This window comes from Nocardia sp. Tas62D01 (assembly GCF_055232035.1).
Map to the genome: position 1 here is coordinate 8,758,501 of NZ_JBUYUZ010000001.1, position 16,768 is coordinate 8,775,268.

A 16,768-nucleotide genomic window follows, 5' to 3' on the forward strand; every position below is an offset into this window, starting at 1 on the left:
GCCAGCCTTATATCCCCAACGAACGAGGGTGTGGACCTGAAGGTCTACTGCATCCACGGCCGCCTCTTCGGCACCGAACGCAGTTCACCGCTGGCCACCGACATCACCATCGAGCGCCCGGTGAGCCTGAACGCCGAGATCAGCGACCTCGCACACCATGTACGCGAGATCTTCGGCCTCGACCGCGGGTCCAGCACCGTGCTGAGCGGAGTAGACACCTTCGTCCGCGTACGGACACCATCCAGCCACCAACCAGGTCCCCCGTCGCACCCATCCCGCCGTCACCCGCCGCCCCGAACGCGAGTCCTCGGCGATCCCCGAACCGACCGCGGTCAGGAACATCCCATGAATCCCACCGATCCCCTTTTTCTCCGCCACCGGCCCGCTGCGGGCTCCGCCTGCCATGCCGCAGCCGTGGCAGCGCTTTTCTCGGCGTCCTACATCCCGGGCGACCAAGCCATCTCGGTGCGCCCGCAGTCGGCCGGAATCGACACCATCCATGTCGACGTCCGCCGCGGGAAGTTCCGGTTCGTCATCGACGTCGCGGCCGCCGAGGCCGTCAAGGTCGCCGCGCTGTTGGCCGAACTGACCGCGCCGGAGCCCCCCGCCGACAGCCATGACTGGGTTGCGCTCGGCCGTGAGGCGTTCAACGCCGGGCTCGAACACCCCTCACCACTGTCCAATCCCGCTGTGGCTGCGTTCATCCCCAGCCCCAGCGCCGATCCGGAACTCGTTGCCGAGATCACCGCGCGATACCGGCAAGGCTGGGACCAGGCCTCTGACGACAGCGCACGGGCGGCGCTTCCGTACTCCTACACCGCACCGAATCAGCCGCCACCGCCACACCAGCCCGTGTATTTCGTGTGGGACGACGACCAAGAGCAGGTCACCGCGATCCTGCTCGAACCCAGCAACGCTTCTGGGCGACTGTATCGGGCCCATAGCGGCGACGGTCGTACCCGCCGCGTACACGCACGCTGGATCCAGCAACAACGCCCCGCCACCACCGCACAAGCCGAACCTCTGCTCCAGCGGTTGACAGCCGTTGGCTTCCGCCTGCGCGTACTGCCCTCCATGCCTGACCAGCCCATACCGGATCCGCCCGGCTCGCTGACCCCGAGGCGGCGCGGCACTGCTCGACGCCGCGCGAAACTCCGATCACTGCACCCCTCGAGGCCACCCACAATGACCACCGATCCTCCCGACACGCTCGATTCTTTCGACATCGAGCTCGCCCGCATCCTCGCCACCTGCCAAGACGAAGACCAAGTCCTCACCGACACCGAATCCCGCACCCTCGCAACGGCATTCGCCCAGCATCACACACCTCTGGAGCACTGGGGCGCAGGCATCGATGTCGCGCACACCACCCGCTTGCTCGCCGACGCGCAGTGGCTGCTCGATGCGGCGAGCGTCGTGCGCGATGACACCGACCCGCACCGCTACCCCGACGACGCACGCAACGCCCTGTGCGCGTTGGTCGCCTACTTCCGCGAACGCGCCCGTGTACGGCCCACCCGTGCGGGCTACGAGCGTGAGCTCTCCCAGATCTACGCCACCGAGATCGAGTTCCTGCGCGCCCGCGGCCACGCACCGTACATCGCCTGGACCGGCCACGGAGCCGGGTCTACCGGGCTGGCGGCCGACCTCGACGACACCCTCCAGCTCTACGCCACCAACGGCGATGCCTGCCTGGTCGGCAGCGAAACCGAGGAAGCATCTGGGCCCTGGTCGGTCGGCATCTACGAACACGACACCGGCCACCCCGTCACCAACGCCGTGGACCCGCGCTTAGCCACCGCCTACAGCGATGCGGTCGAAACGATCACTCGACCGCGACTCCGCCGATCGCGGCTTCTGCTCCGACGGATCGCGCGGATCTCCCACCTCAACCGCAAATAGGAACCCACCGGTGAAAACGACACTGCGACTTCCCGCTAGATTCGCCGACCGGCTCGATGAGATCGTCGGCCTCGATGACGAAGGCTGCGTTGTCATCAACGACGACACCGCTGGCCTCGTTGCACTGACACCGTGCTGCCACGCCTACGGAAAAGGCTCGACCAATTCGGCGACGGGCATCGTGTGCCGTGCCTGCTACGACGACGTCGACATCAAACACGCCGGGGGCGGCGCTGAGATCGCCACCGGCCGCGACGACCTGAACATCGTCCTCGAATCCTGACCACAGCCGGTCCGCCGCGCGCCCGAAACGTTTATCGCGCACTACCGCGTCGTCGTCTTATCCGGCGACACGCCACTCTTTCGTCCACACTATCCGGGATGGAATATGACCGACCTCGCCGGACTTTTCGATATCGCGGCAGTGACCCGCCCCGATATTCGCGTCGATGATGTGCACATGCCATTGGTATGGTCCTATGGGATGGGTCTTTGGCCAGGGCTCCGGCGTTCTCGTTAAGCGGCCTGTGACCTGGGCGTTTGTGGGTTGAGGAGATGGATTCCGCGGTGGGGGTCGAAGGCGGTTTCCCGGTTGGCTTCGGCGATGTTGGTGGCGCCGTGGAAACGGTGAAGGTTGAGCACCGTGTTTCTCAGGGTCGCCATGACCTGCGGTCCGCTGCGTGCGGCTACTGTCGAGCGATCCTCATCGAACGTCACATCGCGGACGTAGTGGATAGAATTCTCGATGCCCCAGTGCGATCTGATCCAGAAGGCGATCTGTGCGGGCCGGGCCTTGTCGAAGGGCAGGCTGCAGATCGCGTAGACGACCTCGTAACTGGTTTTTCCGGTGGCGATTACGAGGCGTTCGCGGGTGATGCGGATGATCTGTTTCGCGTACGGCCACTTGATGCCTCGGGGTGCGGCGATGATCTGGAAGCTGCGGTGTTCGTCGCGTCCGTGGCCGTGGCTGTCATCGGTCGCGCAGACCGGGACGCGAGCCCAGGGCAGGGCGGTGATCCGGGCCAGCAAACCGCACTGGTTGGCCTTGACGACCATTATGTAATGCGATTTCAGGGTCCGGCAGATCAGTTTCGCGGCAGCTGTCTGCGTGTGGAGGGCGTCGACGACAACCAGCAGCGGAATACGCGGGAATTTCTTGAGAAGTTTTCTCAAACAAGGTATTTCGTTGCTCTTGGCGTCGATGGCGAGCTGGCCCAGCACCAGACGGGTGCGGTGTGCGTACATCGACACCAGATGCGAAGCCGCTGCTTTGGCCTTGCGGGCACCTTTGAGACATCCCAGGGCTTAGCTTGTCAAGCTGCGGCTTGTTGATCTTGGGTGTGGTGTGTCCAGGCGGTGGTCTCGTTGTAGAGGGTTCCGGATTTGAGGCAGCCGTGGAGGATGCCCACGAGCCGGTTGGCGACCTGACGCAGGGCGGCACGGTGGGCTAGGCCGCGGGCGCGTTGCTTGTCGTAGTAGGCGCGGGCTCCCGGCGATACGTTGAGCGCACTGAATGCTTGGGCCATCAGCGCGTCGACGAGCCGGTCCTGGTGCACGAACCGGGCCGCGACGACCTTCATTTTCCCCGAGGCGCGGGTGATGGGGCTGGTCGCGGCATAGTTCTTGCGGGCCTTGGCGCTGGCGTAGCGGGTGGGGTCGTCCCCGAACTCGGCGAGCACCCGGGCGCCGAGGATCTTGCCCAGTCCTGGCTGGGACAAGATGATCTCAGCGGCCGGGTGCCGGCCAAAATGGGCCTCGACCTCCCCTTGCAGGACTTTCACCTGCTCGTCGAGGGTGGCCAGGACCGCGACCGCGGCGCGGGTCCCTGCCGCGTAGGCCGCCGCGATGACCTGGTTGCGGCCCAGCTGCTCGCTGCGCAGGATTGCCTGGATACGGGCGGCTCTAGCGTCGAGGTCGCCGCGGCGGCCGGCCCGCTTCAGCGCGGCCCGGATCTGGTTGAGCGACAACCGCGCCGCGGCGGCCGGGTCGGGTGCCTTGCCGAGCAGCTCCAGGGCGTCGGGAGCGTCGAGGTCGTCGAACGCTTCCAAAGCGGCGGGGAAGTACTCCCGCAACGCGTACCGTAACCGCTGCGTGTGGCGGGTGCGTTCCCAGATCAACGTTTTATGTGCTCGCGCAACAACTTTCACCGCTTCTGCGGCGGGACTGTCCCCGGCGACCGGACGCAACTGGTGCGCGTCGGTACGGACCATGTCGGCAAGGGTATGCGCGTCGGCGGCATCGCTCTTCGCACCCGAAACGCTGCGGCGTTCCCGGAACCGGGCCGCCTGCAACGGGTTCACCGCGTACACCGTGTAGCCGGCCGCGATCAACGCCGCGACCCACGGGCCACGATCGGTTTCGATCCCGATCCGTACCCGCGCGGCATCGGCGTCGTCGCCGAGGTGTTCACCGATCATGGCGTGCAGCCGGGTGATCCCGGCGATCCCTTCCGGTAATCGAGCCTTGGCCAGCCGTTTCCCGGCCTCATCCATCAGCTCGACATCGTGGTGGTCCTCGGCCCAGTCATCACCGACCAGCAGCACAGCTGTTCCCTCTTCATCGTTGTCGGACACCAAATCCGGCAGCGTGCGGGAGAACGTCGGCGACCTAATGAATCGGTGCTCACGCCGTCATGCGGCAGGCACGACATCCCATCAGCGATCCATTTCTCCCGGCCGACCGGCAGGGGCACGATCTCAAAGCAGGACTCGAAGTCCGGGGCCAATCAGTGCTCACCTACCAGCCGCTACCAGTAGCGAGTCTGCCCGATCGACCGACCCGCTACATCTCATTAGGGTCTTGCCGTCCATCGACACCACCAGCAACTCTCCGTTCCCGCCGGCGGTCACGGCCAATTCGGCGAAATACGCACCCAATCGGCGGTCCAGATCGGCAGCATCCAGGCTCGACAAGACTCGCCGAAAGGTCCTCTCCGAAGGACGACTTCGGCGTTGATGCCCCAACCCGGCCAACACCTCCGGTGGTGCGGTGCGGGCCCAGCAGGCAAACCCCGCATAGCCGCGCATCCCGGCCGCGACGGCCAGGATCGCCATCGCCAACAACGCCACCAACGGGTACCGCCTGCCACGCGGATCTCGGGGATCGGGCACCGATGCCAGCACCTCGAGGAACTCCGAATCCACTACATCCACCCTGTCGGCAACCTGCCAGCGATCCAGGGTTTCGGAAATGGGCGCGACAGGCGATACTGCTACAGCGGGCACGGACGACTCCAGTGACGTTCTTGTGTGGTAACTCGATCCTCACACAGTCATCCGTGCCCGCCCACACGAAACACCAAGAGCCACGCCCTAATTCACGCCGACTCCCCGCAGGTCACAGACCTGCCAGTCGAGAATGCCGGAGCCCTGCCCACCCGGCGTAGACATAGACATACGTGGCTCGAACATGCCGAAAGCCGTTGCATAGCAACGGCTTTCGTATCTTCTGGTGTCCGGAGGGGGACACACGCGCTAGCCACACGGATCGACCTGCGGAGATAGGGACTCTGCCTGTCTCGGTGTGGCATCAGCGACCTGTGATTCTATTGCAGCCCGGCCAGCGCTTCCGTGAGTCCCGGATAATTTGGATTGGACTTCTGCACCAAATCGAACATATTTCGCGCCACCGATGCCTGCCCCATGGCGGCGTATGCGCGGCCGTTTTCCATGTTCAGCAACTCCAACATAGCAGTCGTTCTAACGCCATAAACTGCTCCGACAAGCAGGTCTCGCGCCTTCCTTGGCTCCCCCTTTTCTCGGAATGCGGCCGCACGAAGAATGAGAGCGATAGCCTGGATCGGGTCGCTACTGTGAGTCGAAGTCGTAGCGGTCAGTTTCAGGACATCGTCATACCGCTCTAAATTGAATGACGATAGAGCCCCAAACGCTACCGAAAGATCGGTAGTATCAACCATCCGTTCGAGCGCCACGAGAGCATCCTCGAAGTCTTGCTGCTTATTGTAAATTTAAACGAGGAAGTATACGGCAGCATCACGATTCAAAGGAACGTCAACGTCGACGCTAAGCACCGAGAACTGCACACCTGCAGGATGAGTGCGGTAGTAGGAATCGGCACTTGCCGATGGGTCATTTGCCAGCGCCTGCCAGAAGTGCTTTGCAGCCGAAGCAATTTTCTCCTGGGATAAAAAGTGCATGCCAACCAGGATGTTCGAAACCTCACCAAATTCGGAATCATCCAGCCATGGGTACAGCGAATCAGGGTTCTTCCGCGCCTTCTTCACTGCCTTTTCGAATTTCCGAACCTCGCCGGACGACATACTGGCAGTCGGCAGCGGCGTCGGCGCCGCCGACCGCCGCCCTGTCGCGGATGATCCTCCAGAGCCGATCTTCTTGGTGCTCCGATATGAAAGACCCGTGCCGGGGACTCCTGCGGAGAGATTTCGCTGCCCCTTCGTGTTTACCGTCGCGCGGAGTCCAGGAACTCCACCGGAGATACTGGCGGACTTTGCGTTGAGATTTAGTTTGAAACCGCCCCCGAGGTTGACAGTCTTGCGAAACCTCATGCCCATTTGGTGCCTCCCTGCCTGACAGGTCCGACAGATGTCATGGTTCTTGTTGTACACCGCCGATTGCAGCCGTAGATGGCGTTTCAGACATGGTCGCCGGGGAAAGGCAGACGCATGAGCCACCCGGGCCGTCGGCGCAGACGAGACCGCGACCCGCTACCAGCAGCTCCGGTCGCATCTGGCGACCCTGAAACGGGGGTAGGAACAGATCCGCCCGATCCGGCGCTAAGGGTCGAACAGCGAGCGCCGTTGTGCTGTAGGTGATCTCATGTCGTGGTGACCGATGAGGGCGGCTACGGCCGGTTCGGGGCGTTGTCCCGTGTTGAATTGGAGCGGTTCTTCTATCTCGACGACGAGGATCGGCGGCTGGCTCTGAACCGTCCCCATCGCACCGTCTCCCGCGCTATCGCAGATTAATTCCGGAGTCGACCCGAGGCGCAAGGGTCATAGCGCCAAGCCGACTCACCCACTATCGCAGATAAAGAGTCCTTGAGGCCTATTCAGCCGCTGGGGAAATAGTTTAAGCAATCGGCGTGTCGAATAGGGCGGCAGTCCAATTCTTGAATAGAATTTGATTACCACACCGAATTCTTCAAGCAGGACTGCCGCATATGTATCATAGTACTGGTTTCGCCCGGGATGAGATTCTCGATCTGGTGGAGCTGATTTATCGTTTCTCGAAGTCGGAGCAGGAGTCGATTGGGCATCCGCCGTCGCTGGGTTTGTTCGATTCGGCGTGTGTGGTGTTGATCTATTTGCGGAGGAATCGGCGTCAGGTGGAGTTGGCCGAGCAGTACGAGTGTTCGCAGTCGACCATCTCGCGGGCGATCACCGCGGTGACGCCGTGGATCGATCGGGCGTTGCGTGCGTGGGTACCGGCGGTCGAGGATCTGGCCCCCGGTGAGCAGTACCTCGCGGACGGGACATTGCTCCCGTGCTGGTCGTGGCGTGATCGGCCCGAGTTGTACTCGGGCAAGCACAAGACGACGGGCGTGAATGTGCAGGTGGTTTGCGACCTATATGGGCAGTTGCGGTGGGTATCGGATCCGGTCGACGGCTGCCGTCACGACAGCGCCGCCCTCGACATATCCGGCGCTTTGACCGACGACGATCCCGCCGACTGGATCGGCGACAAAGGATACATCGGAAAACAGATGATCACACCCATCCGCAAGCCCGCCTTTCGGAAACTCGAAGAGTGGGAAAAAGAGTTCAACACCGGAGTGAACAAGATCCGATGGATGATCGAGCAAACGATCTCGAATCTGAAAACATGGAGAATTCTGCACATCGACTACCGCAGACCATTCGAAACATTCGAAACCACGATTTCTGCAGTACTCGCCCTAGAGTTTTACAGGCAGGCAGCCTGAATAAGCCTCCTTGTCTGCGATAACTCCTTAGCGCCGGATTCCGCGCGAATGTTCTCGCCCGGGTTCTGTCGGTTCGACGGGGTGCCGGAACTCCTTAGCGCCGGATCTCGGGCGACTGTCCCTCAACCCCCAAAGCGGCCCTGGCGAAAGAGTTCGGCGTCAGCCGCGAAACCGTCTACAGCTACTTGCGGGCCGAAGCCGCCACGTCCTGACCTGCGGATTGTCCGGTTTTGAACACGAAAACGTGAGGCCAGCCCGTGGCGGTGGCTGCCACTCCGCCATGACGTGTCAAGTGCCGATCCCTTGCCGCGACGCCCTGGGGCAGGATGTCCGTAAGCGCAGGGCGGCTCTGGTCTGTGTCGGTCGGGACACTGATACTCGGGGCATGATCGGTAATTCGCTGTGGCTGGTGTGTGACCAGTCGGAGTGCCGCGAGATGATCGAGGAAGTCGGGGATCTCGCCACCGAGCACGCCTTGCACACGATCGCGAAGGGCCGGGGCTGGTTCCTGGGGAACCGGCACTACTGCCCGGCACACTGGCCGCGGCCGCGCATCCACTACTTGCGCTGAACGTGAGAAGGGGCCCCGCCGATGGCGGGGCCCCTTCTCGTGTGCGGGTAGAGGGTCAGGCGTAGTACTTGTTGGTGCCGGGGATCCGCTGTTCGCAGATGTGGTGGCCGCCGCCAGCGTCGACGATCCGGCCGAGCGGGCCCGGCCGCTGCGCGGCACCAGCGGCAGGGCGATCGCCTAGACGAGCTGATCGGACAGGGTGCTTACTGCGCTGCGGCGGGCTCGAGGTCGGGCAGGTTGCCGAAGAACTCGGCGAGGATCGCGTTAGGCGAGTTGTGTTCGGGCGGCATCCGTTTCGCTGAACCAGCCCAACCGCTGGCCTTCGGTGAGGACGACGTCGTAGGCCGTGGCGATCTTGGCGACCGCGCGGCGGCGACGTCGTGGATATCGGCGTCGGTCATCTTCGGGTACAGCGGCAGCGACACGATCCGCGCGGAGGCGTCGCGGGCCACCGGGAAGGCGTCGGGTTCGATGCCTCCGGTGTGCCGATGATACGGCTGAAGATGCAGGGAGATGAAGTGCACACCGACCCCGATGCCCTCGGCTTTCAGTGCTGCCCGGATACGTCTACGACGCGGCGCTCAATGCCGGGTTCGCCGCCGAGTACCTCACCAAACTCGGCATCGGCGAGCACGCCGTCACCGCCGCCAACCGCTGCGTGGAGATGATCAACCCCCGCCTACGCGCTCTCGCGTGGCTTCGCCGACGTCGGTCTCGGCTCCGCAGCGGCGGGCTGCTCGTGCCGGGCGCCACGGTGCCTGGAGTCGCCGGTGGGCTGCCGTAGCGCGGCGGGGAAGGGGGCCCGTGGATCGCGGATCTTGGAGTTGGGCCGATCGGACGGATTGTGCGATGGGCACGTCGGGACGACACGCCATGATCGCCCCACGGCGGAAGGCCGGTTATCGGCTCGGGAGTGAGCGTGGGAGCCCGAACCACGGAAGCACGCTGCTTTCGAAGCGGGTCATGGCGCTGATCCGGTCGCCGCTGAGGGTGAGCACGAGCAGGCCCGTGGCGTGGCGCACGTCGTCGGGGCTGTGCAGGTAGACGCCGAACGCCGGTTGCCCGTTGGCCCGCGTCGCGACGAGCTCGGCCCTGAGGCCCGCGTCGAACAGGCCGGCGCAGAAGCGGGTTACGGCGTCGCGGCCTTCATATTCGAAGGGCAGTGGCGGCATCGAGAGGAAGACGTCGTCTGTGAGCAGGGCCACCAACGCGTCGATGTCGGCGGACTCGTACGCACGCACGAACTTCGCGACGGTCGCCTCCTCGGCGGGTGAGTCGGACATCGGAGAGGGTTCGCCGCCGGGGGTCTGCGGGAGCCGGCGTTGCAGCCCGGCGCGTGCTCGTTTGAGGACGCTATTGACCGATTCGACGGTCGAGTCCAGCATGTCGGCGACCTCGTTCGCGCGGAATCCGAGGACGTCGCGCAGGACGAGGACAGCGACCTGGCGGGGCGGCAGGACCTGCAAGGCGGTCACGAACGCCAGGGAGATGGATTCGGTCTGTTCGAATCGGGCTTCCGGACCCAGCGGCGCGTCGAGCACGCCTTCCAACAGGGCGTCGGGAAACGGTTCGAGCCAGACGACCTCGCCCAGCCGGGTCGGCTCGGGTGGTTCGACATTGGGCACATTCCACTCCTTTACCGGGCGCCGGTTCGCCGAGCGTCGCGCGTTGAGACAGCAGTTGGTGGCGATCCGGTAGAGCCAGGTGCGCAGCGAGGCACGCTGTTCGAACCCGTCGAGGCCTTGCCAGGCGGCCAGCAGCGTGTCCTGCAGGGCATCCTCGCCGTCCTGGAACGAGCCCAGCATCCGGTAGCAGTGGACCTGCAGCTCCCGCCGGTAGGGCGCAGTCAACTCCCGGAATGCGTCACCGTCCCCAGCGCGGGCTCGCGTCAGCAGATCGCCGGTCACCATCCTCGCGTCACCTCTTTCCGCACTCAGTGGCTCTTCCACCCGATATGGACACCGACCGGAGGGTGAACTGGGCGGCCTGCGCGCGCCCAGTTTCCCGATGCCGCGGTTTCTACATCAGTGATAGCCGACCACAGCATCGAAGGAGAAACCACCATGGGAAGAATCGTCGTCAGTGAGAACGTCACCGTCGATGGGGTCATTCAGGACCCGACGGGTGAGGAGGGGTTGGTGCCCGGCGGCTGGGTCGGGGACGCCGACCGCGAGGAGTGGACCAAGGTCCTGTTCGACGAGGCGGTGGATGCCGAGGCGCTGCTGTTGGGGCGAGGAAGCTACGAGTATTTCGCCGCGCGGTGGCCCTCGCGCAGCGGCGCGTATGCCGACCGGCTCAACGGCATGCCCAAGCACGTCGTGTCCGCCACCCTCGAACACGCACACTGGAACAACTCCACGGTCGTGAAAGACGACGTGGTGAACGAGGTCTCGAAGCTGAAGCAGACCGTGAACGGCGACATCGTCGTCTACGCCAGCGGGCAGCTCGTGCCGACCCTGATGAAGCACGACCTCGTCGACGAGGTGCGCCTTATGACCTTCCCGCTGGTGATCGGCGCAGGACGGCGCCTCTTCGACGACGCCGGCGGCACGACGCCACTGTGCCTGATCACCACCCGCACCGTCGGCGACAGTCTCGTGCTACTCACCTACCAGCCCGTCCGAAACACCTAGCCCGCCGCCGCCCCTTGCGGCCGGGTGAGAAGGCGGTGTCCACCCGCAACCCGGCCGACTGCCGGATTCCCTCCGCGACCTGGGGGGACATCGGATCGGGCGCATGCCGCGTCGTCAAGGACCGACACGGCATGCGCCCGCAACCACTTGTTTGGAGAGGACATCACCGAAATGACCATGACCACACCTCAGCGCTGGGTGCTCGCGCTGACATCGATCGCATCGCTGATGATTTTGCTCGACGCGTTGGTCGTCACCACTGCCCTGCACGCGATCGCGCTGAATCTGCACGCTTCCATTGCCGATCTGGAATGGACCGTCAATGCCTACACGCTGCCGTTCGCCGTGCTGTTGATGGCCGGCGCGGCCATGGGCGAGCGATACGGCCGCAGGCGAGTGCTAATGGGCGGACTGGCCGTGTTCGGGATTGCCTCCGCAGGTTGCGCGCTGGCGCCGAGCCTGGGCTGGCTGATCACGGCCCGTACGATCCAGGGCGTCGGCGCCGCGGCGGTGGCGCCTGCGGCGTTGTCGATGGTGTCGACGGCATTCGGACCCGCACTGCGGCCGCGGGCGCTGGGAGTGTTCGCCTCGATCACCGGACTGGCCACGCTGGGAGGGCCGCTGGTCGGCGGGGCGATCGTGCAGAACCTCACCTGGCAGTGGATCTTCTGGGTCAACGTCCCGATCGCCGCAGTGCTGATCCCCGCCGTTCGAGTACGACTCGAGGAGAACACCGGCTCGCCGCGCGGTCTGGACTATGCCGGAATCGGGTTGGTCAGCGCGGCGGCGTTCGGACTTGTATGGGGTTTGATCCGGGGAAACGAATCCGGTTGGGGCAGCCGCGAGGTCGTCGCCGCACTAGTCGGCGGCATGATCGCGCTCGTCGTGTTCGTCGGATGGGAGTTGCGTGCGGGCGTCCCGCTGATACCGATGCGTTTCTTCGCGTCCCGCGCCTTCTCCGCCGGCAATGCCGCCGGGTTCCTCCTATTCGCGTCGACCTTCAGCGGAGCGTTCTTCTTCGCCCAATTTCTGCAGATCGTTATGCGTCACAGTCCGATGACCACCGGCTTGTTGCTGTTGCCGTGGACCGCGGCACTGTTTCTGGTCGCGCCGATCGCGGGCAAGCTGGTGAACAGGATCGGGGCGCGGCCGCTGGTCGTGGCCGGGCTGGGGCTGCAGGCAGTGGGACTCGGATGGATCGCGCTCATCGCCGGACCCGAGCTGACCTATCCGCCCATGATTGCGCCGTTCGTGATCTCCGGCGTCGGCATCTCGCTGACGATCCCGTCGGCGCAGAGCGCGGTCATCGGGGCGGTGCCCATCGCGGCGATCGGCACCGCATCCGGTACGTTCAACACGGTCCGCCAGCTCGGCGGGGTGTTCGGGATCGCTATCACCACAGCGGTTTTCACAGCCCGCGGCGGACTCGACGCCGCAAATACCTTCAGCCACGGCTTCACCGCCGCCATCACCACAGCGGGAGCATTGGCCTTCACCGGAGCGGTCATCGGACTCGTCCTGCCCCGGCGGGCCACGCAAACCACTGCCCGAGCAACAGCCGCGCCAGCCGCGGATCAGGTGTCCGTCCAGTAGCCGAGGACCAGCAGCGCCGACTTGGCAACTCGGACCGCGCTGTACCGGTCCGAGTTGTCCGGCACCTCACCGCGTCTCGGCTCGACTACACCATGTGTCCCGTAAACGATCGTTATCTAGAGCCTTCAGGGCTGTGTCGTTGGTGTTGAGCACGAGGGTCTCGGCTCCCTGGATTCGTGTGGTGGACGTGGTTACCTACAGCTCGTCCATCTCGCGGATTGCTTTGGAGGAGCGATGCATGTGGTGCGTGTGCTGTCCCCGATCTCGCGGCGTGAGTCGTGGACGGTCCTCGGCGACGACGGGCCGGTGGCTCCGGTCGAGCGGTATCTGGCGTATTTGGCCGATATCGAGCGATCGCCGAACACCGTCAAGGCGTATGCGCATGATCTGAAGGACTGGTTCGTCTTCCTCGGTCGACGTGAGCTGGACTGGCAGGCGGTCCATCTGGAGGACGTCGCGGAATTCGTGTCCTGGCTGCGTCGCCCGCCACTGGCCCGGGACGGGGCGGTGGCCGTGCTGCCGTCGGTGGAGCATCACTGCGCGGAATCGACAGTGAACAGGAAGCTGTCGGCGGTGAGCGCTTTCTACCAGCACGCCGCCCGAAACGGTGTGGACCTGGGCGAATTGATGGTGACGTGGCAACCGGGCGGGCGGCGCGGAACCGGCTGGAAGCCGTTTCTGCACCACATCACCAAAGGCGAGCCGCACGCACGGCGGGCGATCGCACTGAAGGCTCCGCGGAAGCTTCCACGGGTGCTGACCGTCAACGAGATTCAGGCGATTCTCGACGCGTGTGACCGGTTGCGGGACCGGTTCCTGTTTGCCCTGCTGCACGAGACCGGCATGCGGGTCGGTGAAGCTCTCGGCCTGCGCCATGAGGACCTGGCCGCCGCCGAACGGGAGGTCGTGGTGGTGCCGCGAGACAACGACAACGGCGCACGAACCAAATCGCAACGGCGACGGTCCATTCCGGTCAGCGCCGAGCTGATCCGCCTCTACGCCGACTACCTGCACACCGAATATGGAGACCTGGACTCGGACTATGTGTTCGTCAACCTCTGGGCCGCACCGCACGGACACCCTTGGTCGTATCCAGCGGTCTACGACCTGGTTCGTCGACTGCGCCGGCGGACCGGCATCGACTTCGATCCGCATTGGTGTCGACACACCGCTGCCACCCGGATGCTGCGCGACGGAGTGCCGATCGAGGTCGTCTCCAAGATCCTCGGTCACGCTGATCTGACCGTCACCTCGACCGTTTACGGGCACCTCACCATCGAAGACGCTCGGCGAGTTCTGGAACAGGCTGGCTGGTTCACCGGAAACGAGGTGAAGCTGTGAATCCCGTCGCCGAGGTCACCAGCATCACCGTGGCCAGCGGGGCACGGCGAACCCCGCTGGCCGGTACCGGCCGCCAGCACGATGACCCCTGGGTGGATGAATACAGCCGCGATATCTGGGATCTGCGTCGCCTCGGAGCCCGCCGCCAACCCAGCCACCAGTCTTACCTCCATTTCGACGTGATTCCCCAGCCCTGGCTGAAAGAGCTGGCCAAGCGCTGGGCTCGGTGGCGAATATCGACTGGGAAGACCGCAGCGACAGCAGCATTGGGAACCAACGCTGTCACGCAATTCGCCGTGTTCCTCGCCTCGCAACCGACTCCGGTCGACTGCTTGGCCGATGTCGACCGGCCCCTTCTCGAGCGCTATCTGGCCTTTCTGCACGCGACCTGCGGCGGGCGCGTCATGCACCGGCACCTGATCGGTCAGCTCAATCAGTTCCTGACCGCGATCCGTCAACACGGCTGGGACACAACACTCCCGGTCAACGCCATGTTCTTCCCCGAGGACTATCCCAAAGAAGGTGAATGGCTGCCCCGCGCGCTCAGCGACCATGTCATGGCGCAGCTGGAGCGCCCCGACAACCTCGACCGCTGGAACATCCCCGCCTATCGGCTGGTGACCCTGATCCTCATGCGCTGCGGACTCCGGGTCATCGACGCACTCGGACTGACCGTCGACTGCGTGGTCCGCGGCAGCGACGGCGCACCCTACCTGCGGTATTTCAACCACAAGATGCGCCGTGAAGCGCTGGTGCCGATCGACGACGAACTGGAGCAGTCCATCACCGGACACCTGCAACAGTTGAAAACCCAATGGCCGCAGGGCGTTTCGAGGTTGTTCCCGAAACCTCGGAACAACCCCGACGGCCGACTGCCGATGGACGGGTCGGCATACCGCCGCGCCCTGCAGCGCTGGCTGGCCAGCTGCGCCATTCAAGACGAGCACGGTCAGCGAATTCGGATCACGCCCCACCAATGGCGGCACACCCTGGGGACGCAGCTGATCAACCGTGACGTTCCGCAAGAGGTTGTCCGGCGGATCCTCGATCACGACTCCCACATGATGACCGCCCGCTATGCGCGGCTGTCCGACACCACCATCCGCCGGCACTGGGAAGCCGCCCGCAAGGTCGGAATCACCGGCGAGACAGTCACTCTCGACCCCGACGGCCCACTCGCCGAAGCGGCCTGGGCCAAACAACGCGTCGGACGAGCAACCCAGGCTCTTCCCAACGGATATTGCTCATTGCCGCTGGTGAAGACCTGTCCGCACGCCAACGCTTGTTTGACGTGTCCGATGTTCGTCACGACCGCCGAGTTCCTTCCCCAGCACCGGCACCAACAGCAGCAGGTCATCGAGCTGATCTCATCGGCCGAGGCGCGCGGTCAACAGCGCCTCGCCGAGATGAACCGGCAGGTGCTGGGCAACCTGACCAACATCATCACCACGCTTGAAACTGAACCCGACCCAGCAGCGCAGGGAACGCCGAATGCGAGCTGACAACACCCGTCACCTTCTCGCCGCCGCCCGCCACCGGCACGAACTGGCCCGCAGCAAGGCGATCCGAGCCATCCGTGAACTCGACGCCGCTGGAGCGGCCGTGACGTTTCAGACCGTTGCCGCCGCAGCCGAGGTGTCACGGTCCTGGCTCTACTCCCAGCCCGATATCCGAACCGAAGTCCAACGCCTTCGTGAGCTGAATCGCCGCGCACCGGCCACATCGGTGCCAGCGCATCACCGCAGCAGCGATTCCTCGCTAATCCGCCGCCTGGAAGTCGCCAACGCCCGCAACCGGGAACTGGCCGAGGACAACCAGCGGCTACGCCGACAACTCGCCCAGGCTCTTGGGCAACTACGGCATGCGGGCATTCGCCCCGTCCCGGAAGCCACCGCGCCCCCACCGACCCGCAGCCGACATCGCACTTCCATAACGATCAGGCCCTGCTGACCAACCCTCTTCACGCCTGGCATCTGTTCGTCGGAGACACCGTCTCCGACGAACAGAGCCAGGTCAGCAGTCCACGACCGCAGAAGGCTCTAGATAACGATCGTTCGCGAGACACTGTCAGCCCCAACGTGTTTCCGCAGTTCGAGCCTGTAACGCATGCCGTGTACGCGGCAAAGTCGACCCTTCGGGGGTTAGCGATACACCGTCGCTGACCGGCGACAACGCCTATATCCGTTGTTTTTTCGGCGATTACTACCGGGACCCCTGAACGTCTCTCATACCGCATGGCGCGCGGCGTCTCGTCAGGCGCCTGTCGAACCGCTGAGTCGTAACCGGGTTCACCCCGCTCGCCGTTTACGCTTCTGCCGCTTGCGCCGACCGCGCCCGGTGTTGCGCCGCCGCTTGTTCGCCGCCTGACGCGCCCGCAGCTCGGCGCGCTCACGCTCCAATGCCTCGCGCGCCTTCCGCCCCGGCCGCAGCCACCGCCGGAACCTCCAACGCTCCCACACCGGTTCGATGAAATACCCGACCACGACGAACACCACGCCCACCCCGAACAGCCAGAACGGCCACACGCGATACCACACCACGTAGTCCCAGATCGTTCCGCCGATCCACCCGAGCAACTCGGAAATCACCCGGATACGTTGCCGCTCGGTCACGCGCACACCCCTGGCAGAACCACATTCACCCCACTAATATCACGGCGCGCCCAGGGTGGGGCCAAGATTCACGACGGCCAGCAGGTGCTCGAGCGGCTGAGTTCGACGATCTGGTGCAGTTCGGATCGGTCCGTCAGGACTGGGCCGGGCTGTACCGCAAGGCATTCGAGTCCCTTGACGCGCCCGACGGGGCGTTCCAGACCTCGCCGAATCGG

At 64.6% G+C, this 16,768-nt stretch carries 19 protein-coding genes and 1 pseudogene; 12 read left to right on the forward strand and 8 right to left on the reverse strand.

The window, feature by feature from the left end; all coding sequences use genetic code 11:
• Positions 1-30: 30 nt before the first annotated feature.
• Both ACV7NQ_RS42550 and ACV7NQ_RS42555 read left to right on the forward strand, forming a co-directional pair.
• Positions 31-1,902, forward strand: coding sequence for a hypothetical protein (locus tag ACV7NQ_RS42550; RefSeq protein ID WP_463364669.1), 1,872 nt, complete (start codon positions 31-33; stop codon positions 1,900-1,902).
• A 10-nt stretch (positions 1,903-1,912) separates the two neighbouring features.
• Positions 1,913-2,185 carry a hypothetical protein gene (locus tag ACV7NQ_RS42555; RefSeq protein WP_463364670.1) on the forward strand — a complete coding sequence of 91 codons (273 nt, stop codon included), beginning with the start codon at positions 1,913-1,915 and terminating at the stop codon, positions 2,183-2,185.
• Between the two features lie 233 nt (positions 2,186-2,418).
• On the opposite strand, the pseudogene ACV7NQ_RS42560 reads toward ACV7NQ_RS42555, so the two are convergent.
• The 5 genes and pseudogenes from ACV7NQ_RS42560 to ACV7NQ_RS42580 form a co-directional block, all read right to left on the reverse strand.
• A pseudogene (locus ACV7NQ_RS42560) lies at positions 2,419-3,195 on the reverse strand (ISAs1 family transposase); the annotation flags it as partial.
• 20 nt (positions 3,196-3,215) lie between these two features.
• Positions 3,216-4,445, reverse strand: a complete 1,230-nt coding sequence (locus ACV7NQ_RS42565; protein WP_463365766.1) for an IS110 family RNA-guided transposase — start codon at positions 4,443-4,445, stop codon at positions 3,216-3,218.
• A 189-nt stretch (positions 4,446-4,634) separates the two neighbouring features.
• Positions 4,635-5,045, reverse strand: a complete 411-nt coding sequence (locus ACV7NQ_RS42570) for a transposase family protein (protein ID WP_463361080.1) — start codon at positions 5,043-5,045, stop codon at positions 4,635-4,637.
• A 401-nt stretch (positions 5,046-5,446) separates the two neighbouring features.
• Positions 5,447-5,833, reverse strand: a complete 387-nt coding sequence (locus ACV7NQ_RS42575) for a hypothetical protein (protein ID WP_463364671.1) — start codon at positions 5,831-5,833, stop codon at positions 5,447-5,449.
• 36 nt (positions 5,834-5,869) lie between these two features.
• A complete protein-coding gene (locus ACV7NQ_RS42580) occupies positions 5,870-6,427 on the reverse strand; it encodes a DUF4236 domain-containing protein (protein WP_463364672.1) in 558 nt (185 codons plus the stop codon).
• A 276-nt stretch (positions 6,428-6,703) separates the two neighbouring features.
• Between ACV7NQ_RS42580 and ACV7NQ_RS42585 the strand changes: the two genes are divergently transcribed.
• From ACV7NQ_RS42585 to ACV7NQ_RS42600, 4 genes are all read left to right on the forward strand, one after another.
• Positions 6,704-6,847, forward strand: a complete 144-nt coding sequence (locus ACV7NQ_RS42585; protein WP_463364673.1) for a hypothetical protein — start codon at positions 6,704-6,706, stop codon at positions 6,845-6,847.
• A gap of 194 nt (positions 6,848-7,041) precedes the next feature.
• A complete protein-coding gene (locus tag ACV7NQ_RS42590; RefSeq protein ID WP_463364674.1) occupies positions 7,042-7,803 on the forward strand; it encodes a transposase family protein in 762 nt (253 codons plus the stop codon).
• Between the two features lie 104 nt (positions 7,804-7,907).
• Complete coding sequence (locus ACV7NQ_RS42595) at positions 7,908-8,015, forward strand: helix-turn-helix domain-containing protein (protein WP_463366025.1); 108 nt, start codon at positions 7,908-7,910, stop codon at positions 8,013-8,015.
• A 173-nt stretch (positions 8,016-8,188) separates the two neighbouring features.
• Entirely contained in the window at positions 8,189-8,374 is a 186-nt protein-coding gene (locus ACV7NQ_RS42600; RefSeq protein ID WP_463360791.1) for a hypothetical protein, read from the forward strand.
• Between the two features lie 203 nt (positions 8,375-8,577).
• Here the strand turns inward: ACV7NQ_RS42600 and ACV7NQ_RS42605 are convergent, their stop codons facing one another.
• Entirely contained in the window at positions 8,578-8,898 is a 321-nt protein-coding gene (locus ACV7NQ_RS42605) for a DegT/DnrJ/EryC1/StrS family aminotransferase (RefSeq protein WP_463364675.1), read from the reverse strand.
• A gap of 26 nt (positions 8,899-8,924) precedes the next feature.
• Between ACV7NQ_RS42605 and ACV7NQ_RS42610 the strand changes: the two genes are divergently transcribed.
• Positions 8,925-9,158: a hypothetical protein gene (locus ACV7NQ_RS42610; protein WP_463364676.1), complete on the forward strand. Its 234-nt coding sequence runs from the start codon at positions 8,925-8,927 to the stop codon at positions 9,156-9,158.
• Between the two features lie 115 nt (positions 9,159-9,273).
• Here the strand turns inward: ACV7NQ_RS42610 and ACV7NQ_RS42615 are convergent, their stop codons facing one another.
• Entirely contained in the window at positions 9,274-10,284 is a 1,011-nt protein-coding gene (locus tag ACV7NQ_RS42615; RefSeq protein ID WP_463364677.1) for a sigma-70 family RNA polymerase sigma factor, read from the reverse strand.
• A 153-nt stretch (positions 10,285-10,437) separates the two neighbouring features.
• On the opposite strand from ACV7NQ_RS42615, the gene ACV7NQ_RS42620 reads away from it, so the two are divergent.
• From ACV7NQ_RS42620 to ACV7NQ_RS42640, 5 genes are all read left to right on the forward strand, one after another.
• Positions 10,438-11,007, forward strand: a complete 570-nt coding sequence (locus tag ACV7NQ_RS42620) for a dihydrofolate reductase family protein (protein ID WP_463364678.1) — start codon at positions 10,438-10,440, stop codon at positions 11,005-11,007.
• 177 nt (positions 11,008-11,184) lie between these two features.
• Positions 11,185-12,600, forward strand: a complete 1,416-nt coding sequence (locus ACV7NQ_RS42625) for a DHA2 family efflux MFS transporter permease subunit (RefSeq protein WP_463364679.1) — start codon at positions 11,185-11,187, stop codon at positions 12,598-12,600.
• A gap of 234 nt (positions 12,601-12,834) precedes the next feature.
• Positions 12,835-13,941 (forward strand): site-specific integrase, encoded by a 1,107-nt coding sequence (locus tag ACV7NQ_RS42630; protein ID WP_463364143.1) that lies wholly within the window; start codon positions 12,835-12,837, stop codon positions 13,939-13,941.
• On the forward strand, positions 13,938-15,443 hold the full coding sequence (locus ACV7NQ_RS42635) for a tyrosine-type recombinase/integrase (RefSeq protein ID WP_463362865.1): 1,506 nt from the start codon (positions 13,938-13,940) through the stop codon (positions 15,441-15,443). Before ACV7NQ_RS42630 ends, ACV7NQ_RS42635 begins: the two co-directional genes overlap by 4 nt.
• Entirely contained in the window at positions 15,433-15,891 is a 459-nt protein-coding gene (locus ACV7NQ_RS42640) for a DUF6262 family protein (RefSeq protein ID WP_463362866.1), read from the forward strand. Before ACV7NQ_RS42635 ends, ACV7NQ_RS42640 begins: the two co-directional genes overlap by 11 nt.
• 338 nt (positions 15,892-16,229) lie before the next feature.
• On the opposite strand, the gene ACV7NQ_RS42645 is transcribed toward ACV7NQ_RS42640, so the two are convergent.
• Entirely contained in the window at positions 16,230-16,553 is a 324-nt protein-coding gene (locus tag ACV7NQ_RS42645) for a hypothetical protein (protein WP_463364680.1), read from the reverse strand.
• Between the last annotated feature and the right edge of the window lie 215 nt (positions 16,554-16,768).